Consider the following 22,056-nt stretch of genomic DNA (forward strand, 5'->3'; position numbering starts at 1 on the left):
ATTTCTTGACGCAAAACAACGAAGCCCGTGCGCCGTCTTATTTCCGCACCGTGCCCGCCACGCGCAGCTCGGTGTGGCCGAAGTCCATCATGGTCCAGCGCCCGCCCCAGTGCAGGCCGACCGACTCGGCCGCCTCGCCGTACAGACGGTAGCCGCGCATCGCCCATGGATCGCGCTCCGAGATCAGCAGCTTGCCGTCGCGCAGGAAGGCACAGTCCGCCGCCAGGCCGAACTGGTGATAGCTCTGGAAGGCCTTGGCGTTGGTGACGGCGGGACCGGCTGCCGCCAGCGCATTCTGCCGCTCCGGGCTGCGATAGCCCTCCAGGATCGCCATGTCGTAGCCGTGGTTCTCTTTCATGATCTTGAACACCAGCAGCAGGCGCTGCGCAAAGACGGGATCAAGCAACTGCCAGTTGCGATTGGCGCTGTCGAGCATGGGCCGCACCAGCGTCACCTCCGCCGTGGTGAACACCAGCGGCGGCAATGGTGCCGGGGCCGCCAGTTGCTCGCCTTTCAGCAGGTCCGCGATCTGGTCGTTGATGGCGTGGCTGTCGCTGTCGAAGCCGCCCAGCATATTGCGGCCGCTGAGCACCAGCGCCAGCATCGGCGGCACGGTCAGCAGCACGGCGGCCGACAGCACCAGTAGATATCGACGCCGCAAAAAATGCAGCGCGCGCATCAGACCGCCGCCGGCGCTGCGCCCGGCATGCGCCGCCTGCTGCGCGCCCTGCCGGTAGCCGCCGCGCAGCCCCTGCCCGATGCGGCGACCGATGGCCGACATCGACTGCGTCACCACGTCGCGCCCGGCTGGGAACAGCACCAGCCACGCGCCCACGCATGCCAGCACAAAGAACAGCAGTACCGAAAAGAGAAACATGATGCGCTCCGTCAAAGCGAGGTCGCACCGCAGATCGGACACTGAAGGGCGAGCACGCTTCATCGTAGGCGCTTGCGCCGGCGGCGTGAAAGACCAGATCAAATTCGGAGGAAATACCGTGGATACGTCGAAGCAAAAACCCGACCTGATGAGTTCGAATCGCCCGGCGGCGGACAGCGGCAAGCGCATCCTGGCGAACCTGGAGCATGGTCCCCGCCCCGCCGCCAAGGCGCCGCGCACAACCGGCTGGACCATCGACGGCTGGACCATCGGCCTGGGGCTGCTGCTGGCGACCATGTGCACGGTCGCGTGGTTGATGCACGAGAGGATGCTCACGCCGAGCTCGTTCTCGCACAGCCGCGACAGCGTCAGCGCCAGCACAGAGCGGCGGCAGGCCGAGCCGGATGCCACCGCCTCGGTGCAAGCCGAACAGCCGGCGGCCATCGTCAACGAGGTCGTGGCAAGGCCGCTGGCGGCCGTTCAGGCATCGTCCATACCCAGGCCCGTCATCATCGCGCAGGCCAGGCCCGAGGCGCCGCGCGTAACATCCACGTCGCACAAACCGGCCACAGCAACCAGCGTCATCATCGCAGGCGCCGCGAACACGCGTCCGACGGCGGCGCGCACCACCGCCGCCACTCCGGTGACAAGCGGCGACACCGACGTCGCCCTGCTCACCGCACTGGTCGCCCACTCGGCCAAGCCGGCCACCGTGCTGCCCGAGCGCAGCCGCGACGTGGTCGAGCGTCAGGAAGGCGACAGCACCGCGCAACTGCTGGCGCGCTGCAAGCAGCTGGGGCTGATCGAAGGCATGTTGTGCCGGTCACGCATCTGCTCAGGCCGCTGGGATGCCGACCCGGCCTGCAACGCTCCCTCGCATTGATCAAGGCGCGGCCTTGCCTCCGCGCGCAACCAGTGCATCGATCATGGCTTCGCTGTAGATTTCGCCTTTGCCGTCGGCGGCGGCGATCATGTCACGCCACAGCGGCACGATGCCCACCTTGAGCTTGCTGTAGCGCTCGAAGCCGCAGGCATAGATGCCGCGGTAGGTGGCGAGGCTGTGTTCCAGCTTTTCGCATTCGCCCAGGGTGGCGTCGGTGTAGGCCTTGCCCTGCTCGGCGCTCCAGATGCCGGTATGCAGCAGGCCATCGAGCGCCATCGCCTCGGCTCCGCCCTCGTGCACCCACGGCGGCGACTGCTCGCTGATGCCGCCACGACGCACATCGTTCTGCCACAGGTGCGCCATTTCATGCGCCACCACCTGAGTGATGATCTCCCGTTTCTTGGGGTTTTCGGGTGTCAGCAAGGCCGCGCCGCCAAGGCGGTAGGCGATCTGCGCACCGACCACGCCGCCCTTGAACGACAGGCCAGGCGTGGCGGTATCGTTGACGGCCACCATCAGCAGCATGGGTTTCCTCAATTTATGGCCATACGCCGCGCTGTAGTACACAGACATCTTGGCGGTGGTGTCGAGCAGCAGGCTTTTGGCCCAGTCTGAAAGTTGAGGATCGAGCAGTACCCGCCCTTCACCGGCGGCCACCGGCGACTGCGGGCCGAAGTAGGCATACGGTGTCGCGCTGTCGGACGCTGCGTCTGCTGTGGCAGGCATCAGCACGTTTTCCTTGCCGAGTCCTTCCAGCGTGAAGTTGGCCTCGATATCGCGCACCGCCTTGTCCTGCAATGCCTCGCCCTGCAGGAAGCCCAGGTAAATCAAGCGGCCGCCATCCGAAAACCGGTCGGTCGCCAGGTAGTACTTGCCCAGGGGTTGTTCAATGGCCGAGATTTCCACGCTGAGCTGTCGCAGCGGCTTGCCGTCGGCGGCGGCCAGAGCGTCGTGGGTGGCGTCGGTGGTCAGGGTGACGCCCGGCGTCAGCACCTTCCATGCGGACTTGCGCAAGTCGCCCACCGGCTCGAACCGCATCGCCGTCACCGGCTGCGAAAACTGATAGTCGGCGCGCCAGGTATCGGGCCCCACGTGCGTCAGGCGCACCTGGACCGGCAAGGGCTCCGCACACAGGCCGGCGGCCATCGGCAAGGCCAGTGCCACCGCGACAAACAATCTCTTCAGCATTTGCGCTATCCCGTCAAAGTGGTGAGCCGCAAAATATAGCATAAAAGACATGTCCGGCTCACGTCCGCAGAGATGATTTCCCGTCGGTTATCTGTCTATAATAAAGGAAGGAAACTGGTCTGATGGGGAGCGCCGATGTGGTTAACCGCCGTGGTTTTTACAGCAGCAGCCGCCGCAACTCCGGTCGCCGAGCGAGCATCAGTCAGCTCCAGCCCAGCCTCGGTCAAGATCGGCCTGCAAAGCGTGATTGCGCCATTCGTGCTGTCGGATCACGCATCCGGCTTATATGCGGACGTACTGCGCGCCGCGTTCGCATCGCAGCAAATCGCCGTCGAATTTCTTTATTTGCCCAATGTGCGTTTTGAAGAACAATTTCGTCAAGGCGTGTTCGACATCACAACGGCATCCTCCTCTCAACAAGTGCAGGGAGGTTATCTGAGCCGGTGGCCGGTTTCGTATTTTCACAACATGGCGATTACCTTGCGCAGTCGGATTCCCGCGCTATCCACCGTGGAGGACTTGAAAAAGTATCGGGTGATCGCGTTCCGCAACGCGCAAAAGGTGCTGGGGCCAGCCTACGCCGCAGCGATGGCGAATCATCCGAATTACAGGGAAACGGTAACCATGCCCTCTGGCACCCTCTTCCTGGACCGCACAGACGTCATTATTTCGCAACCCGATGTGTTCCGGTACTACCTCAAACTGCAATTGCCACAGAAGCGCAATGCCGACGCAGAGCTGGCATTCCACGATGTGTTGGGGCCGGGCAGATTTTACTGGATGCGGTTCCGTACAGAAGCCCAGCGTGATGCGTTCGAGCGCGGCATCGCGCAGATTTACACCACAGGGGAGATCGACCGTATTCTGGAGCGCTACCAGCGCGATTACAACGTCACGCGCGATTTCTTTATCGCTCTGGATTGCCATTTCCGACCCGAGCTGGCGCCGCAGAAATGCAAAAAGCTCAGCAAGGCCTGGAACGACACACCCAACTGAACGCGGGCATCTTCACAAAGTAGCGGCGCCAGATGCAAAAAGGCCGCATATGGCATTACAACGATCTTGATCGTTGCAAGCACACATGCCGCCTTTCGTATTCTGGCTCCCGACCTGGACTCGAACCAGGGACCTGCGGATTAACAGTCCGTAGCTCTACCTTCCGTTCGGTCTTTTATCTCATTTCTCTCGTCACGATCTCACTCAGTACGCCAGCACCTTGCCTCATCCCTGTGGGGGATGGCGACGCTTCCCAATTCAGTTCGCCACGCAGCGCCGGTCTCAAATTCTCACAATGCTGTTCAAAGCGTGCATGTAGCGCGGTCAGGTTGTCGCCAACATAGACCACCTTATCCACCGCAAACCAGCCAATCGACGTATTGCAGCCCTTGCCATTGGCGGACCAGTTCAGCCCTCCGAACGCCCGATTCTGGAAGGGCACCCTGGCTACGTGGTCATAGAAGCCTACCTGGAACTTTTTCAGCCCAATCATCGACTGGAATTCACCGGTCCAATCACCCGCCCCCTTCTGCGTGGACTGCGCGGACAAACGGAAATAAGCGTCACTGTTATACGGCGCAGACCAGCCGGCAAAGAAATGAGTATCGTTGCCAGTCATGAGGAAGGTCTTGCCTTCGCCAATCGCGTCAGCCGCGTCGGACTGCACATACAGATAGCTGCCGCTGGATGGCAAGGTTCCCGCAGGTGCGCGCCACAAACCAGCGGGCATGGCAGCCGGCCCCGATGGCTGTTGGGCATCGTTCGCCGCCCAGCGAATTTCACCACGCAGGGCACCTGGGTCATTTTCGCAATGCTGCTCAAACCGCAAGCGCAATTCCACCAACTGATTCCCCACATAGGTCGCCTTATCGACTACCACACCAGAGGTAGCGGTATTACAGCTTCGCCCATCACCGCCCCAACTGAAGTTGCCGCGTGAAGGATCGGCATTTCCAGAATTGCTCAGCCCCGCGTAATAACCAGGCTGAATCTGGCTCGCGTTACGCATCGTCACAAAGTGCCCATTCCAACGTTCGTCACCATACAGGCTCAGGTCAAAGATATTGCCGGTAGCAGTCACATTGATCAAGCTGTCTAATGACGTGTAGAGATAAGAGGACTGGTTTCCGGCAAAGTCGCTGCGGTCGCTTTCCAAATAAACGTAATTTCCCGCAGGCGGGGTATTGGCGGATGACGGGCGCCAGAACAGTGAAGGCACAGCAGACGCAGGTCCGGCAAAGGCATCCGGCTGATCTGCCCGCCAGTGCAGTTGCCCATGCAGCAGCCCGCTATCGTTACCGGCCCCATTAATACCGAGCTCTTCGAAACGCAAGTCCAGCGCCACCACTTTTCCTGCCATATAGCTGATGCTGTCAATGACGGCCCATCCCTGGGGCGAAAACTGCCCATAGCTGTCCAGGGAAACGGTCAGCGCGCCGCCACTCAGCTTGGCGTAATCTCCTTTGACGAACTGGGCCTGCCCTGGTTGGGCAGCCAGGCTTACCGTCCACGTGTGGCCACCATGCACGTTAAATGACAGGCGATTGTTTTGCACATCAACGCTGAACTGGGCGCTGGCACTGGTTTGCAGGTCAATCAGACCTTTAGCCAAGGCCTCGCCCGCATCGCTCTGCATATAAAGATAGTTTCCGCCAGTCGGCAGCGCTGTCGCTGGCGCGCGCCACGAGCCAACTGCTGTGTTGCCAGCGACAGGCTGCCGCGGTACCAACGCAGGACTGATCCAATGGATCGCGCCGCGCAACGCGCCAGCGCGCCCCTCGCAGTGCTGTTCGAAACGCAGATCGATCGCCGTTACGTTGAAATTCTGGTCGCTTGTGACGGAATCGACGACAAACCACCCAGTGGATTTGCTACAGCCCCGTCCAGCGCCGGTCCAGCTTAAGCCCCCCTTGACGGGGTTATCAAAACGCGAACCATGCACGGCTGGATAATAACCTGGCAGCAAATTGTATGAACCAGACATGCCTCGCAACTCGGCCGACCAAAGTTCGCGGCCTTGAATTGCAATGTTCAGATTGACGACGCCACCGTCGACTGTCAGGTTGGCGTTGCGCTGATCGTAGCGATAAGTCTTGCCCAGGCCAACATAATCGCCGTCCTCGCTTTCAAAGTAAGCATAGTTGCCGACACTATTGGCGACATCCGCAGGCGGACGCCACAGAGAAGCTGGCGCCGGCACGACGGGTGCCGGTGGTTTGCTTGCATCATCGGCATAGTATGTAACTTCGCCATGCAGGGCTGCAGCGCCCCCATTGCAATGACGCTCGAAACGAACCTTGATTTCACTGACTTGCGCGCCCACGTATTTCACGCTGTCGATGCTGAACCAGCCGCTGGAACTTGAGCATGCCCGCCCCTCGCCAAACCAGGTGAGTCCACTCTTAGCCCAGTCCATACCATCAGCATATCGCGGCACATCGGCAACCATGCCAGCTTTCAGTTGCGCTTGCTCCGTGCCGCCGGTCTGGAATACACCAGTCCAGGTTTCGTCACCTTCAACTCTGACCACCAGCTGATTATGGTCACTGGTCACGGAAATTTTGGCATCGCTCAGACTGTAACTAAAACTCCCCCCAGCGCCGATCAGATCACCAGCGTCGCTCTGCAGGGTAATTTTTGTCAGCCTGGCCGTGACAGGGGGCGTCACAACCGGCGGAGTGGGTGTACTCGCAGTCGGCGAGCCACTCCCGCCCCCTCCGCAGCCATTCAGCAATACAAGTAACAGGGCAAGCAGGAAGCGGACTAGTCTGATCATGGACAGTAGTTGCAAAATAGTAAAATTCCATTATGCATCACATCCTGTCATTTTGGTATTTTTCACAAGAATACAATTCACGTGCAGACGAAGGATCTTAAGTATTTCCTCTTGGTCGATAGCCTTCAATGAAGCGGCGACATCCCGCCCTACTCGTCGCTCAATGCCGCCTGGTTCGCGCTGCGTCAATAAACAGGCCTAAAACGCAAAAACCCAACCGGGTTAGGGCTGGGTTCTTGGCATGCTACTGTATTCTGGCTCCCCGACCTGGACTCGAACCAGGGACCTGCGGATTAACAGTCCGTCGCTCTACCGACTGAGCTATCAGGGAAAAGAGGCCGCATTATATACGGCCGATTTCTAGCTGTCTAGGCTAGCGGGCAAAATTCCAAAAATCAGAAGCTGCCCTTGAACTGCACACCGAACTGACGCGGTTCGTTGACGAAGCCGGTCAGGTTGTTGAAGTCGATCGCGCCGGTGATGCGCTCGGTGTTGGTGATGTTGCGACCGAACGCCGCCACTTCATACTTGCCGCCCTGCCAGTTGTAACCCACGCGCAGGCCGCCTTCAACCATAGGCTTGCCGGTGAATTCCTTGGCTTCGTACAGGAAGAAGTTGATCTTGCTGCGGTATGCCCAGTCGGTCAGCACGAACAGGTTGCCGTCGGCCAGCGCCCAGTTGTAGCGCGCGGTCGCGTTGACGATGTACTTCGGCGCCTGTGGCAGCGGGTTGCCGTCGATGGCGACGCGGCCGGCCGCGTTCAGCGGATTGGTCACGGTGCACGAACCGCACTTGGCCACGGACAGCGATGGATCCTTGATCTCGGTGAAGTTGTACGAACCGCCAGCCGTGACTTTGAAGTCAGGCGTGATGAAGGCTTCGAAGTCCGCTTCCACGCCACGGCCCACCGTCTTGGCTGCGTTGATCAGCTTGGTGACGTTGGTGTTGCCGCCAACCACGGTCAGCTGCTGATTCTTCACATCGTAGTTGTAGACGCTGACCGATGCGCGGGCGCGGCGGTTGAACAGGTCGGCCTTGATACCGGCTTCGTACGAGGTGATGGTTTCAGCATCGGCCACGGTGATCGGCACCGATGCCGAAGCGGCAGCGATACTCGGCGCGCGGAAGCCGGTCGCTACGCGAGCGTAGGCGTTGACGTCCTTGTTGATCTTGTAGGTCGCGCTCATGTCCCAGTTGGCCTTGCTCTTGCTCTCGTCAACCGAGTCAGGACCGGTCTGCGTGACGTTCATGCGCGCGGTGGTGGCGAAGTCCTTCTTGTCGTGGGTGTAGCGCACGCCGCCGCGCAGCACCAGCTGGTCCGACACATCATAGGTCAGCGAGCCGAACACCGCAGCAGCGGTGTTGTTCTGATGGCTGGCCAGGTGCGAGGTCTGCAACTGGGTGTTGCTGTCGAAGTTGTCGCTGTAACCGCTGGCGCTTTCCTTGAAGTAGTAGACGCCGGTCTGCCAGTTCAGCGGACCCGCGTTTTTCGACTCGACGCGGAATTCCTGGGTGTACTGGTGCAGGCCGCTCAAGCCCCCGCCGGTCTGCACCTGGAACGGGATGAAGCCTGGACCGGCCGGGCTGCCGCCGTCGATGTCGCCGCGGCTGTAGTAGTTGTCCACGGCTTCGTAGCCGGTGATCGAGAACAGCTTGACCGCACCCAGATCCCAGGTCAGGCGGGCGCTGGCGCCGTTGGTGCTCAGGCTCTGCGTGTTCTGGCCGTTGGTGGCGATCTTGGTGAAGTCGTAACCGTCAGCGAAGTCGTTGGTGCCCTTCTTGATCAGGTTGGCGCGGAACAGACGGGCGCTGCCGTCGGTGGTGCGCGAGTGCATGTTGAACAAGGCGCTGAAGGTGGTGCTTGGGGTGTACAGGAACTGCACGCGTTCGGCGTGTTCGTTGTAGCCTTCCAGCACATCGTTCTGCTTGGTGAAGGTGTTGTCGACGAAGTTGTCGCGGTGCTGACGCAGCGTCGATACGCGCATCGCCCACTCGCTCGACAGCGGCACGTTCACGGCGCCTTCGGCGTTGATGGTGTTGTGGGTCGCCCACGACAGGTTGTAGTAACCCTCGATTTTCTTGGTGTTCGGTTTTTCCGATTCAAACTTGACCACGCCGGCCGGGGTGTTGCGGCCGAACAGCGTGCCCTGTGGGCCGCGCAGTACTTCCACGCCAGCCACGTCGAAGATAGGGAAGCCTTTCAGGATGCCGTTTTCCTGCACCACGTCATCATACACCAGCGATACCGGCTGCGAAGCGAAGGTGCTGAAGTCGGTGTTGCCGTAGCCGCGGATGTAGAAGCGCGGGAAGGTACGACCATTCGACGATTCCACGTTCAGCGACGGCACTTTGCCGGCCAGCACGCGGATATCCTGGCCGCCGGACAGCAGCACGTCCAGCTTCTCATCCTTCAGCAGGGTGACGGAGACCGGCACGTCCTTGATGTTCTCGGCACGGCGCTGGGCGGTGACGGTCACGGTTTCCAGCTGTGGCTGGACGGCGGTTTGCGCGATGGCGGAACCGATAGGCATAACGGCGCTCAGCGCCAGCAAGCGCTTGTGCATCTTCGACAGTTTGATCATTCAATATCCCGATTTGAGGTAACGCAAAGAGTAAAAAACAGTGTGTCTCCTGTTCTCTCTTTCTTTTGATACTGTCCGATCATCTGACGTGACCGTGGCAGCGCAAGCGGAGTTGAGGCCGTTTTCGATGCTTAGAATGCACCGACTTGCAAAAAGGCGGTATTTTCTTTCATTGATAGCAGGTATTGCAAGAGCAATATAAGCTTATGCGGATTTACTGTTAGAAATTTGGCGCGCCAGCAGGGCGGACTGAATAATAAAAGGCTAAAACAGTCGGCCCCGCCTGGGCTGGTGATGGATAGATCAAGCTTGCCGTTCAGGCATGGCGGATCGCTAAACGTTGTTGTTTCGCCACAGGCCGCGCGGCCGGACGCGGTGCCGGAGCGCCGCCGCGCTCCTCGGTGCCCAGCACGAAGCGGCTCATCGCCCCCACCAGCTGCTGGGTCTGTTCTTCCAGGCTGGCCGAGGCCGCCGCCGTCTGTTCGACCAGGGCGGCATTCTGCTGGGTCATGTCGTCCATCTGCGTGACAGCCTCGTTGACTTGCTCGATGCCGGTGCCCTGCTCGGCCGATGCGGTCGCGATGTCCGACATGATGATGGTGATGCGCTGCACGCTGCTGACGATCTCGCCCATCGCCTCGCCGGCCTGGTCGGCCAGGCGGTTGCCGATCTCGACCTTCTCGACGCTGCGGCCGATCAGCTCCTTGATTTCCTTGGCTGCCGCGGCCGAGCGCTGCGCCAGGTTGCGCACCTCGCTGGCGACCACCGCGAAGCCACGGCCCTGCTCGCCCGCGCGGGCCGCCTCCACGGCCGCGTTCAGCGCCAGGATGTTGGTCTGGAAGGCGATGCCGTCGATCACGCTGATGATGTCGACGATCTTGTGCGAACTCTCGTTGATCTCGCCCATCGTCTGCACCACCTGCGACACCACCTCGCCGCCGTGGGTGGCGACATCGGCCGCGCTGATCACCAGCTGGTTGGCCTGGCGCGCATTGTCGGCGTTCTGGCGCACGGTCGAGGTCAGCTCTTCCATCGACGACGCGGTCTCCTCCAGATTGGACGCCTGCGATTCCAGCCGCGCCGACACATCGGCATTGCCGCTGGCGATGTCGCGCGTGGCCGCGCTGATATGGTCGATGCTGCCGCGCACCTCGCCGACGATGCCGCGCAGGCTGTCGTTCATGTCCCGCAGCGCGCGCAGCATCTGCCCCACTTCGTTGGGCGCGCCGACATCGAAGTCGTTGACCAGATTGCCGCGCGCCACGCTCTGCGCCACGGCGATCGCATTGTTCAGCGGCCGCGTCACCGAGCGCGAGATCAGCAGCGCCACATAGCCGGCCAGCGCCAGCAAGCCCAGCATGGCGCCCAGCATCGTCCAGCGGGTGACGTAGAAGGCGCGGATCTTGTCGTCGAGGATGGTGTCGAGCTGCTTGCTGGCCGCCGCGTTGAGCGCGAACTGCAGGTCGATGGCCTTGGTCGACAGCGCCACATAATTTTCCGCCGAATAGGTCAGCGCTTCGGGCTGCACGATTTCCTTGTTGGCCAGCTCGATAATCTGGCGCGCGGCCTGGTCGGCGTCGCGCATGGCGGGGGCCAGCGTGGTTTCAAACTCGCCGTTGTAGCGGGTGGCCTTGTAGAACGCGGTCAGCGTCTGGTCCAGGCGGTCGGTCACGCGCGCCACGATGGACGACAGTTGCTGGCGGTCGGCCGTGGTCGCCTCCTTCTTCGCCAGCAGGCCGGCGCCGCGTGCGCGCGTCTTGCCCAGCTCCTCGGCCAGATAGGGCAGCTGATAGAACATGGCCTGGATCAGCTGGTAGGTGTCGCGGTCGGGGTCAAGGCTGAGGCCGTAGAAGTCGCCGATCAGGTCGTTCACCTTGAGCAGCTTGGGCACCAGCGCCGTATGCGCGGCGTAGCTTTGCGTGACCGGGATGCTTTTATTGGCGACCTGGCTGCGTAAGGTTTCCCAATCGCCGCGCGCCTGGGCCCAGGCGGCGTCCAGGGTGGTGTCGTGCAGGCTTTTCACCAGCGCATCGGTGGTCGCATAGGCGCTGTCGGCCTCTTTCTGCTTGGCCGCGCGCTTCTCCTCGGCGGCCGTCACCCCGCCCAGCACCAGCGCCGACAAGCCCCGATGCTGCTGGGTCAGCTGCACCACGCGCAGGCCGTCGAGCACGGCGGGGACGCCGGTACGCTCATCCAGGTAGGCATCCAGCGACTTGCCCGCCTCCCGCATGTAGAGCCAGGTCGGTATGCTCGCCAGTATCACGGCAATCAGGCTCAGGATCAGGAATTTGTGCCCCAGCCGGAGGCCGCCAAGAGAGGAGTGCTTGTCCATGTCGCGCTTTCGTGAGTGCCAATCACTGGACCGCCCCGCTCCAGGCCCCTGCAGCGGTCCCCTGCTTTCGATCATAGTCCGATAAAACTCGGCTGTGGTGGCTTTAAAGGCACAAGCAACCTGATCGCCCCGCCACTACATGCCCAGGGATTTCAGCAGCTCGTCATTGGCCTCGTCCTCGGACGAGCTGTCGGACGCCATCGATGAGCCGCCCTGATTGCTGCGCTCCTGTTCCATCAGCGCGTCCGGATCTGTCACCTCGCTGGAATCGAAGTCGTGCAGACGGATGAACTCGGTTCGGTCGATCGCCAATTCCAGATAAAAGATATTACTCTTTTCCGTGTAGAAGGTGACGCGCCGCATCTCAGGGCGATCCAGCGGCGTGTCGACGCTGAGCATGACCTGCTTGGTCAGCACCAGCATCTTCGGCTGGTTCTGCGTGATATTGGTTTGCAGTTCGCGCCGCACCTTGCCGGTGAAGTCGCCGACGATCTGGTTCATCAGCTCGCCCATGATGTTGGACACCTCGTCCGACGTGTGGGAGCTGGCCAGCTCCGACTTCGGCATGCCCATGTGCAGCATGTAGCGCTCGTAGATTTCCATGGCGGTGTCGGCCGCGAAGTTCAGCACCACCAGGCCGGTGAAGCCGCCGTCGAACAACACGAAACAGCCGATGTCCGGCTTCAGGCCGGTCTTGGTGATGCGCTGCACCATGCCGGAATAATTGACCTTGCTCTGGGTGGCGACGTTCAAGACACGGGTGACTGAATTGCACAGACTCATCAGCAAGTCTTCGGTCCCGTACACGACTTCCTTGTTTTCCTCGCTCATAATCTACCTCTATTTATTTTTAAAAGATGAAAGCACAGTTTCCTGGTCCAGCGAGAGACGGAACAAGACCACTTCGCTCAGCAAGCGGACGACCTCATCTTTCCATTCCTGGTTACTGCCTGCGGCCGGCATGGCGGCCAGCGTATTGCGCAAGAGCGCGACTTCGCGCTCCAAGGCACGCACCCGCTGCACCTGATCGACCGCCTCGGCTGAGATGACCATCGCGTTCCCTTCTGGCCAGAAATAAGATTCAGAATACCGAGGTGCAAGATTCCCGTCTACCGGAATCGCGCATTTCGGTGAGAATTAGCTGCCAAAATGCAAAAACCCCAACGGCTGCAAAAAAACGCTGCAAAGCCCGTGATTTCCGACTGGACAGTAGCCATAATGGCATGACACCGTTCACCAACGAAACGCCCATGCGCGCCCTACTCCTCGCCCTGAGCCTGACGCTGCCCGCCAGTGCGGCGGCCCAGGCTGTGATGACTTGGCTGATGCCGGACCTGCCACCGGCGTCGATACGCGCGCGCGACCAGCCCAGCGCCGGCATCACCGACGCCCAGATCGCCTACGTGCAGGCGCACTGGCCGGAAGTCCAGCACCGCTTCGTGTATGCCAACCTCAAGCGCACCTGGACCATGCTGGATGCGGGCGAGCCGGTGTGCTACTCATTTACCCTGATTAACGCCGAACGCTTGAAGCGCGCCCACATCGTCGAAACCGGCCTGTTGCCGCCGCTGCAGCTGGTGGTGCGGGCCGAGGTCGCGGCGGCGCTGCCGCTCAACGCCAACGGCGAGGTCGACCTGCCGCGGCTGCTGGCGATGCCCGAACTGCGCGGCCTGATCAGCGAGAAGCGCAGCTTCGGCACGCAGCTCGACACGGCGCTGCGCCGGCGCCCGCCGAACTCGACGCTCAAACAGACGGTGATCGGCAGCTACGGCGAAAACATCCTGTCGAAAATGCTGCTGAGCCGGGCCGACTACACCATCGATTACGACTTCATCCTTGCCTATTACAAGGACCGCAACCCCAGGCTGGGGGTGCTGCGCAGCTTCCCTATCGCCGGCAACGCCGAGCCGATCAAGCTCGGCTTCGCCTGTCCGAAGACGGACTGGGGCAAGGCCACGGCGCGCAAGCTGGACGAGCTGCTGGCGAGCAAGGAAGGCGCGCGAGCCCTGCGCAACAGCATCGACAAATGGATCAGCCCGGATGCCCGGCAACGCTACGCCGAGCAGTTCTCGGCCTTCTACCGGCGCCGCGAAAAGCCGATGCTGGCGCCAGGCGGGCCTTAGACCAGGGACGGAGGGCAAATCCATGCACATACTTCTTGCATTAGTGGTAGCCATCATGTGCAACTGCGTCCGCGCGGAAGAGCTGCTTGCGCCCAACTTCAACCAGCGCGAGCCTTGGAAAGCCTACATCCTGGAACTGCTCACCACGGCGCTGGCCAAGGCGCCGGCTGCGGAACCGGATCAATGGCGCTGGGTGGACACACGCATGAACCAGGATCGCGCCTTTGCGATGCTGCGCGCCGGGCGGGATCTGGATATCTACTGGAGCATGACGTCGATGGCCCGCGAACAGGGCGTGATTCCAGTACGCATCCCGCTGATGAAAGGCTTGCTGGGCTGCCGGCTGATGATTATCCGCAAGGATTCGGTCGAGCGCTTCGCGCAGGTCAAGACCATGGCCGACCTGAAGCGCATCAGCATCGGCCAGGGCCTGGATTGGCCGGACACCGCCATCAACCTGGCGGCGGGGCTGCACGTGGTGACATCGTCCTCGTACGAGACGCTGGTGCGCATGTTGACGGCGAAGCGCTTCGACGGCATCGCCCTGGGAGCGAACGAGGTTGATGAGGAGCTGGCCAAGCAAGGGGATGCCGATCTGACCATCGAGAAAACCTTCGCGATCGCCTACCCTGCGCCGGTGTTTTTCTTTGTTTCGCCGAAGAAGAAGGCGCTGGCCGAGCGTATCGAAAAAGGCTTGCGCCTGATGATGGAGGACGGCACGTTCAACGCCATATTCGACCGGCGCTGGAGCAAATCGCTGATTGCCAACAACATGAAACACCGGCTGGTGTTTCACATCCCCAATCCTCTGCTGTCACCGCAGACGGCGGAAATGATACGGCGCCATCCCGAATATTTCCTGTTCCCGCCCGCGCTACCGGAAAAGTAAGCGCTGAAATCGACACGCCATGTAACATTAAGTAACGCACTGTATCTGAAATTGCCAAAATTGATACATTTTACGCTTTCCATATGAGAAAGTGTTTTCATGAAATCAATTTTAGGCCACAGCATGCTGTGCTTGTTGACCGCCGGCCTGCTGGCCAGCCCGCAGGCGGACGCCGGCGAGGTGGCGGCGGGCAAAAAGCCGGTCGTCAGCATCCGTAGAATGAGTGACCTGGTCAAAGAATTGGCCAGCCCGAAATACGCCGGCCGCTTGCCGGGCACAGCGGGGGACCGCCTGTCGCTCAATGTCATCGTCAACGAGTTCAAGGCCATCGGGCTGGTTCCCGCCGGCACCGACGGCTATCTGCAACCCTTCACCACGACCATCGTCGAGCCGGACGGCGAAAGCCACGGCAACCCGGAGAATCCCCTGCTGGGCGAGCGCATGGCGACCAGCAATGTGATCGGCATCATCCCGGGCAACGATCCGGAATTGTCCGATGAAGTCATCATCATCAGCGCCCACCGGGACCATCTGGGGCAGACGCCCGACGACATCCACTACCCCGGCGCCAACGACGACCTGTCCGGACTGGCGGCGACGATGGAGCTGGCGCGCATGTTCATGCAGCACAAGGGGGAAAATAAACGCACGCTGATGTTTGTCGCCTACGGCGCGGAAGAGCAGCATGAAATGGGTTCGATGCACCACGTCGCCCACCCGCTGCCGAACTTCCCGAACGAGAACATCGTGCTGATGATATCGATCGACATGATCGGACTGGGCTACGACAAGTGGAGCAGCTACACGCCGGCGCAGCTGAACCGCTACGCCAACACGTGGTTTGACGAGGTCTACAACGGCGTCAATGACGACAGCGACGACTATTCACACGAATATCCGCCCGAGAAGAGCGGAACATTTTCCTACGATGCCGGCCCCTTCGGCAAAATCGGCATCAACAACCGGGTATTCGGCAAGGCCGAGGGCATCCCCCACTACCACAAGACCACCGACAGCTGGGAGAACGTGCACTTCGGCCCGGCGGCCATAGTCACCAGGACGATTTTTGATTTTCTGTGGAAGGTGGACCAGGATCCAAGAGCGCACGCCAAGCCTTGAGTTAAGCGCCTGCAAGCCAGCCGTTCTAAACAACGGCTACGTCTAATGAGACGGGAACGAAAAAAGGGGATACACGCCGAAACATGTAACCCCTTGATTCTGTACAACTTAAATTCTGGCTCCCCGACCTGGACTCGAACCAGGGACCTGCGGATTAACAGTCCGTCGCTCTACCGACTGAGCTATCAGGGAATTGAGGCCCGAATTATATCTGCTCAAAACGGATTTGGCGACCCCGTCGTGAAATTTTTTATGCTGATTTGCAAGATCGCCAACTTCGCGGCACTAAACAGCGTGCTCCACCGGCGCCACCCTCGGCACGCGCAGCGTGAAGCAGGCACCCTGCCCCGGCTCGCTGTCCACGCGCACGCTGCCGCGCAAGGCGGTCGTTACCTGGTTGTACACAACATGCAAGCCCAGCCCGCCACCGCCCTGCCCCAGCCGGGTGGTGAAGAAGGGATCGAACACGCGCGCCAGATCGATCGCAGGGATGCCGACGCCGTCGTCGGCCACGCTCACTTCAATCCAGTCATCGGCCTGCCGGTGCGCCGCGATCCGGATCTGGCCCTGCACGCCGCCGGGGAACGCATGTATCAACGCATTGTTGACCAGATTGACCAGCGCCTGCCCCAGCGGGTCCGGATAGCTGTCCATGGTGATGCCTTCGTCCACCTCGCACAGCACGCTGTGGCCGCTCTGGCGGATGGCCGACGCCAGCGTCGCCAGGATCTCGCCAAACGTCTTTTTCAAATCGAACTCGCGCCGCCCCGTACCGGACTGGTCCACCGCGACCTGCTTGAAACTGTCGACCAGCTCGGCCGCCCGGCCCAGGCTATTGAGCAGGATATCCGCGCCCCGGTCGACGCCGCCGATGAAGTCGTGCATGCGCGTGCGCGTCACGCCCGCTTCAAGCTCCGTGGAGATCGCCTCGGCATTGCTCTTGAGCGTGCTGGCCACCATCAAGCCATTGCCGATCGGCGTGTTCAGCTCGTGCGCCACGCCCGCCACCAGCTTGCCCAGGGCCGACATTTTCTCAGCCCGCAGCAACTCGGCCTGCATCGTACTGATCCGGTCCAGCGCGGCCTTCAGGTCGCTATTGCTGCGCAACAGCGCCCGGTTGACCTTGAGCAGGTCGGCATTGCTGGCGATGAGTTTCTGCTGCTGGTCCATGACCTGGAAGTCGGCCTCGATCGCCCGCTTGATCTCCCACAGCAGATCGACGTAACGCTGCTGATACACGCGCTTCTTGCTGTCGAGCACACAGATCGTGCCGAACACCTCGTCATCGGGCCACACCAGCGGCACGCCCAGGTAGGAAATCATGTTCAGCGCAACGTCGGGATTGTCTTTCCAGTGCTCGTCTTCCAGCGCGTGAGGCACGTGCAGCATGGCGCGCGTGGCCATCACCGTTTCACAGTACAGGCCGGTGTTCAGATTGGCTTTTTCATCCGCCTCGTAGGGATTGCCGGGCGTATGGCTGGAGACCAGCACTTCGATCTGCTGCGGCAGCACGCGCATGATCAGGCCGGCCGGCACATCGAACACCTCGGCCATCACATTCGTGGTCTTCTGCCACTTCCCCAGGAAATCATCGGAAACAACATGCTCTTGAACCATCACGACAGGCTCCTTGATCAGTCGAAAACTGTGCAGTGATCCAGATGGTAGGCCGATTCGGCGAATAGTTGTAAAAAAATTCTCGCCGCAATGCAAAAAGCCCAACCGGTTAAGGCTGGGCTTTTCTGTGTTCTGGCTCCCCGACCTGGACTCGAACCAGGGACCTGCGGATTAACAGTCCGTCGCTCTACCAACTGAGCTATCAGGGAATTGAGGCAACATTTTATACTGTTTAGATCATTCTATCAAGGTTTCTGACAGAGCAAGTTTTTCAGTATTTGTTGCATCCTTCCGAGTTAAGCTTAGTCGCTCAACCCGAAGAAGCAAGAGTTTAAAGCACTTTGGCGATCGCGTCAATGACGATGTCGATATTGCGGGAATTCAGCGCCGCGACGCAGATGCGGCCGGTATCGACGGCGTAGATCGACTGTTCGCGCAGTTTCTCCACTTGCGCCTTGCTCAGGCCCGAGTACGAGAACATGCCGACCTGGTCGCGCACGAAGGCGAAATCATGGGCTGGCGCCTTGGCCTTGAGCTTGGCCACGAAGGCTTCGCGCATTTCCTTGATACGCACGCGCATGCCGGCCAGCTCGTCTTCCCACAGCTGACGCAGTTCCGGCGTGGTCAGCACGGTGGCCACCACCTTGCCGCCGTGGACCGGAGGATTCGAGTAGTTGGTGCGCACCACGCGCTTCAGCTGCGACATCACGCGGCCAGCCTCTTCGCCGGTGGCGGCGACCACGCTCAGCGCGCCCACGCGTTCGCCGTACAGCGAGAACGACTTCGAGAACGAATTCGACACCAGCAGCGGACCGCCCGCAGCGGCGAAGCGGCGCACCACGGCGCCGTCTTCCGCGATGCCGGCGCCGAAGCCCTGGTAAGCCATGTCCAGGAACGGCACCAGGCCGCCATTGGTGACGGCGGCGATCACTTCATCCCACTGGGCCGAGGTCAGGTCGGCGCCGGTCGGGTTGTGGCAGCAGGCGTGCAGCAGCACGATGGAGCCGCGCGGCATGGCCTTCAGGGCGGCCAGCATGCCGGCGAAGTTCACGCCGTGGGTCGCCGCATCGTAGTAGGCGTAGTTGTTGACGGTGAAGCCGGCGCTCTCGAACAGCGCGCGGTGGTTTTCCCAGCTTGGGTCGCTGATGTAGACCTGCGAATCCGGTGCGAAACGCTTGAGGAAGTCTGCGCCGATCTTCAGCGCGCCGGTGCCGCCGATGGCCTGCACCGTCACCGCCCGCTTCTCTTGAATTACCGCGCTGTCGGCGCCAAATACCAGCTCCTGCACCGCCTTGTCGTAGGCAGCCAGGCCTTCGATCGGCAGGTAGGTGCGCGGGGCCGGCGCGGCGATCAGGATTGCTTCCGCTTTCTGCACGCACGACAGCAGCGGCACTTTGCCGTTGTCGTCATAATAGACGCCCACGCCCAGATTGATTTTGGCCGGATTCTGGTCGGCGTTAAATGCTTCGGTAATGCCCAGGATAGGGTCGCGTGGGGCCATGTCGATGGCGCTGAACAAGCTAGGATTCGTCATGATAAGATTGGATTCGATTGGAAGCGGTACGCAGCGGTTGAAGGTAGACAGCGCCCCTCGAAAAAAACGCTCAGGCCGCTGGCAGGCCATTATTTTAACAAAGGTCGGACAAGATGGCTGATTTACCAGTAGTAGACACCCCAGGCGCAACGGTAGTCACCTTCCCGGACTCGCCGTTCAAGCTGCACCAACCCTTCCCGCCCGCCGGCGACCAGCCCACCGCGATCGACCAGCTGTGCGAGGGCATCGACGACGGCCTGTTCTTCCAGACGCTGCTCGGCGTGACCGGCTCCGGCAAGACCTACACGATGGCCAATGTGATCGCCCGCAAGGGACGTCCCGCCATCGTCTTCGCGCCGAACAAGACGCTGGCCGCGCAGCTGTACTCGGAGTTCCGCGAATTCTTCCCGGAGAACGCGGTCGAGTACTTCGTCTCCTACTACGATTACTACCAGCCGGAAGCCTACGTGCCACAGCGCGACCTGTTCATTGAAAAGGATTCGTCCATCAATGAGCACATCGAGCAGATGCGCCTGTCGTGCACCAAGTCGCTGATGGAGCGGCGCGACGTCATCATCGTCGCCACCGTGTCGGCGATCTACGGTATCGGTAATCCGACCGAATATCACCAGATGATCCTGACCTTGCGCGCCAAGGACCGCGTGTCGCAGCGCGACATCATCGCCCGCCTGATCCAGATGCAGTACACCCGAAACGAAGTGGACTTCGGCCGCGGCACCTTCCGCGTGCGCGGCGACACGCTCGACATCTTCCCGGCGGAGAATGCGGAACTGGCGGTGCGCCTGGACCTGTTCGACGACGAGCTGGAATCGATCCAGCTGTTCGATCCGCTGACCGGCCGCGTCAAGCAGAAGATCCCGCGCTTCACCGTGTATCCGGGTTCGCACTACGTCACGCCGCGTTCGACCGTGCTGCGCGCGATCGAGACCATCAAGGTGGAGCTGCGCGAGCGGCTGGAGTTCTACCGCAAGGAGAACAAGCTGATCGAAGAACAGCGCCTGGAACAGCGCACCCGCTTCGACCTGGAGATGATGACCGAGATCGGCTTCACGAAAGGCATCGAGAACTACTCGCGCCACCTGAGCGGCGCCCAGCCCGGCGAACCGCCGCCGACGCTGGTCGACTACCTGCCGAAGGATGCGCTGATGTTCCTCGACGAGTCGCACGTGCTGATCGGCCAGCTGAGCGCCATGTACAACGGCGACCGCTCGCGCAAGGCCAACCTGGTGGACTACGGCTTCCGCCTGCCGTCCGCGATGGACAACCGGCCGCTGAAGTTCGAGGAGTTCGAGCAGAAGATGCGGCAGACGGTGTTCGTCTCCGCCACGCCGGCCGATTACGAAAAGACCCACGCCGACCAGGTGGTCGAGCAGGTGGTGCGCCCCACCGGCCTGGTGGACCCGCAGATCATCGTGCGCCCGGCCAGCTCGCAGGTGGACGACCTGATGTCCGAGATCACGCTGCGCGTCGCCAAGAACGAGCGCGTGCTGGTGACGACGCTGACCAAGCGCATGTCCGAACAGCTGACCGAATACCTGAGCGACCATGGCATCAAGGTGCGCTACCTGCACAGCGATATCGAGACGGTGGAACGGGTCGAGCTGCTGCGCGACCTGCGCATCGGCACCTTCGACGTGCTGGTGGGGATCAACCTGCTGCGCGAAGGCCTGGACTTGCCCGAGGTGTCGCTGGTGGCAATCCTGGACGCCGACAAGGAAGGCTTCCTGCGTTCCGAGCGTTCGCTGATCCAGACCATCGGCCGCGCCGCGCGTAACCTGAACGGCGTGGCGCTGCTGTATGCGGACCGCATGACCGACTCGATGGAACGCGCCATCGGCGAGACGGAACGCCGGCGCGCCAAGCAGATCGCCTTCAACACCGCCAACGGCATCGTGCCGCGCGGCGTGCACAAGGTGATTCGCGACATGATCGACGGCGTCTACAGCCCGCAGGATGCGCGTGAAGAGCTGCAGGTGGCGCAGGAGACGGCCAAGTACGAATCAATGAGCGAGAAGCAGATCAGCAAGGAGATCAAGCGCCTGGAGAAAGCCATGCTCGATCACGCCAAGAACCTGGAGTTCGAAAAAGCCGCGCAGGTGCGCGACCAGCTGCATGTGCTCAAGCAGCAGCTGTTCGGCGCACCGGGCGCGGACAATATCGCCTGACGCTTATTTGCCGGCCGGCGGCGCCTTGACGAATGTGCTCAAGGCGTCGATCAGTTGCGGCGCCACCGGCAGTTCCGGACTGCCGTAGGATTTCATCTGCAAGGCTTCGTCGCTGCCGACGATCTTCAGCAGGTGATTCATGCCCTCCACTACCACCAGCCTGGCGCGCGGCGCAGCAGCAGCCAGCGCCTGCGCTTCCGAGACCTGCACCTGAATGTCCGATGTCCCTTGCAGGATCAGCACCGGCATGGCCAGCGCCGCGATCGCCGTGCGCGGATCGTACTTCAGCGACGAAATCAGATACGGCTGCACCGACGGATGGTAGAGCATCATCAAGCCTTGCGGCACATCGTCAACCGTCTTGCCCTGCTTGAGCGCGGCCAGTATGCGCTCGCTCTGATCGAAGACCGGCGGCGGCAGCTTGGACTTGAGCTGGTCGTGCAGGATCTCGTCGAGCGGATGGCCGGCGCCGGCGATCAGCACGCAGGCATCGGCCGGCGCCTGCCGGCAAGCCTCGGCGGCGATCTGCGCGCCTTCGCTATGCCCGGCCATCACCACGCGCGAGAAGCGCGGATCGGCGCGCAGCTTGCGCAGCCAGGCGGTGGCGTCTCCGATGTAATCGTCCAGCCGCAGATCCTGCTCCTTCCACACCGGCAGCGCGCTGGCGCCTATGCCGCGCTTGTCGTAACGCACCGAGGCGATGCCGCGCCTGGCCAGCGCCTCGGCCACCATGAGCAGCGAATCGTTAGGCCCCGGCAGCAGCTTGCTGTTGCCGTCGCGGTCAGTCGGGCCGGAGCCTGCGTGCAGCAGCACCACCGGCACCTTGCCGCCGCCATCCGGCAGCAGCTCCGTTCCATACAAGGTGCCGCCGCCTATATCCAGCGACACCGGCCGCTGCGCCGCATGGGCGGACAGCGACACCATCAACAACGACAGCAAGAGCTTGAAGCGCAT

The 22,056-nt window shown here is 61.5% G+C and carries 16 protein-coding genes and 3 tRNA genes; 6 read left to right on the top strand and 13 right to left on the bottom strand.

The window, feature by feature from the left end; all coding sequences use genetic code 11:
• Positions 1–37 precede the first annotated feature (37 nt).
• Positions 38–877 carry a M15 family metallopeptidase gene (locus GEV02_RS15245; RefSeq protein ID WP_152838803.1) on the bottom strand — a complete coding sequence of 280 codons (840 nt, stop codon included), beginning with the start codon at positions 875–877 and terminating at the stop codon, positions 38–40.
• A gap of 118 nt (positions 878–995) precedes the next feature.
• Between GEV02_RS15245 and GEV02_RS15250 the strand changes: the two genes are divergently transcribed.
• On the top strand, positions 996–1,760 hold the full coding sequence (locus GEV02_RS15250) for a hypothetical protein (RefSeq protein ID WP_328595824.1): 765 nt from the start codon (positions 996–998) through the stop codon (positions 1,758–1,760).
• On the opposite strand, the gene GEV02_RS15255 is transcribed toward GEV02_RS15250, so the two are convergent.
• Positions 1,761–2,948 carry a hypothetical protein gene (locus GEV02_RS15255; protein WP_152838804.1) on the bottom strand — a complete coding sequence of 396 codons (1,188 nt, stop codon included), beginning with the start codon at positions 2,946–2,948 and terminating at the stop codon, positions 1,761–1,763.
• 135 nt (positions 2,949–3,083) lie between these two features.
• Here GEV02_RS15255 and GEV02_RS15260 point away from each other — a divergent pair, with 135 nt between their 5' ends.
• Positions 3,084–3,944, top strand: a complete 861-nt coding sequence (locus GEV02_RS15260) for a substrate-binding periplasmic protein (RefSeq protein WP_152838805.1) — start codon at positions 3,084–3,086, stop codon at positions 3,942–3,944.
• A 175-nt stretch (positions 3,945–4,119) separates the two neighbouring features.
• Here the strand turns inward: GEV02_RS15260 and GEV02_RS15265 are convergent, their stop codons facing one another.
• From GEV02_RS15265 to GEV02_RS15290, 6 genes are all read right to left on the bottom strand, one after another.
• Positions 4,120–6,720, bottom strand: coding sequence for a hypothetical protein (locus GEV02_RS15265; RefSeq protein WP_152838806.1), 2,601 nt, complete (start codon positions 6,718–6,720; stop codon positions 4,120–4,122).
• Positions 6,721–6,975: 255 nt separating this feature from the next.
• Positions 6,976–7,051, bottom strand: a tRNA-Asn gene (locus tag GEV02_RS15270).
• A gap of 64 nt (positions 7,052–7,115) precedes the next feature.
• Positions 7,116–9,302: a TonB-dependent receptor gene (locus GEV02_RS15275; protein ID WP_152838807.1), complete on the bottom strand. Its 2,187-nt coding sequence runs from the start codon at positions 9,300–9,302 to the stop codon at positions 7,116–7,118.
• Positions 9,303–9,618: 316 nt separating this feature from the next.
• Entirely contained in the window at positions 9,619–11,634 is a 2,016-nt protein-coding gene (locus tag GEV02_RS15280; RefSeq protein WP_152838808.1) for a methyl-accepting chemotaxis protein, read from the bottom strand.
• A 135-nt stretch (positions 11,635–11,769) separates the two neighbouring features.
• Entirely contained in the window at positions 11,770–12,465 is a 696-nt protein-coding gene (locus tag GEV02_RS15285; RefSeq protein WP_152838809.1) for a DUF3334 family protein, read from the bottom strand.
• A gap of 9 nt (positions 12,466–12,474) precedes the next feature.
• Positions 12,475–12,687, bottom strand: coding sequence for a hypothetical protein (locus GEV02_RS15290; RefSeq protein WP_152838810.1), 213 nt, complete (start codon positions 12,685–12,687; stop codon positions 12,475–12,477).
• 197 nt (positions 12,688–12,884) lie between these two features.
• Between GEV02_RS15290 and GEV02_RS15295 the strand changes: the two genes are divergently transcribed.
• The 3 genes from GEV02_RS15295 to GEV02_RS15305 all read left to right on the top strand — a co-directional run bounded on the left by GEV02_RS15295 (position 12,885) and on the right by GEV02_RS15305 (position 15,765).
• Positions 12,885–13,757, top strand: coding sequence for a TIGR02285 family protein (locus GEV02_RS15295; protein WP_152838811.1), 873 nt, complete (start codon positions 12,885–12,887; stop codon positions 13,755–13,757).
• Positions 13,758–13,812: 55 nt separating this feature from the next.
• A complete protein-coding gene (locus GEV02_RS15300) occupies positions 13,813–14,646 on the top strand; it encodes a substrate-binding periplasmic protein (protein ID WP_174999129.1) in 834 nt (277 codons plus the stop codon).
• Positions 14,647–14,745: 99 nt separating this feature from the next.
• Entirely contained in the window at positions 14,746–15,765 is a 1,020-nt protein-coding gene (locus GEV02_RS15305; protein WP_152838813.1) for a M28 family metallopeptidase, read from the top strand.
• Between the two features lie 116 nt (positions 15,766–15,881).
• Here GEV02_RS15305 and GEV02_RS15310 read toward each other — a convergent pair.
• From GEV02_RS15310 to GEV02_RS15325, 4 genes are all read right to left on the bottom strand, one after another.
• A tRNA-Asn gene (locus GEV02_RS15310) sits at positions 15,882–15,957 on the bottom strand.
• A 93-nt stretch (positions 15,958–16,050) separates the two neighbouring features.
• Complete coding sequence (locus GEV02_RS15315; RefSeq protein ID WP_152838970.1) at positions 16,051–17,382, bottom strand: GAF domain-containing sensor histidine kinase; 1,332 nt, start codon at positions 17,380–17,382, stop codon at positions 16,051–16,053.
• Between the two features lie 133 nt (positions 17,383–17,515).
• Positions 17,516–17,591: transfer RNA gene (locus GEV02_RS15320), tRNA-Asn, on the bottom strand.
• Positions 17,592–17,713: 122 nt separating this feature from the next.
• Complete coding sequence (locus GEV02_RS15325) at positions 17,714–18,916, bottom strand: amino acid aminotransferase (RefSeq protein ID WP_174999131.1); 1,203 nt, start codon at positions 18,914–18,916, stop codon at positions 17,714–17,716.
• A 113-nt stretch (positions 18,917–19,029) separates the two neighbouring features.
• Between GEV02_RS15325 and uvrB the strand changes: the two genes are divergently transcribed.
• Positions 19,030–21,102, top strand: a complete 2,073-nt coding sequence (gene uvrB, locus GEV02_RS15330; RefSeq protein ID WP_152838814.1) for an excinuclease ABC subunit UvrB — start codon at positions 19,030–19,032, stop codon at positions 21,100–21,102.
• A 3-nt stretch (positions 21,103–21,105) separates the two neighbouring features.
• Here the strand turns inward: uvrB and GEV02_RS15335 are convergent, their stop codons facing one another.
• Positions 21,106–22,056 carry an alpha/beta hydrolase gene (locus GEV02_RS15335; RefSeq protein WP_152838815.1) on the bottom strand — a complete coding sequence of 317 codons (951 nt, stop codon included), beginning with the start codon at positions 22,054–22,056 and terminating at the stop codon, positions 21,106–21,108.

The organism is Rugamonas aquatica, from assembly GCF_009380215.1.
GTDB classification, from domain to species: domain Bacteria; phylum Pseudomonadota; class Gammaproteobacteria; order Burkholderiales; family Burkholderiaceae_D; genus Rugamonas; species Rugamonas aquatica_B.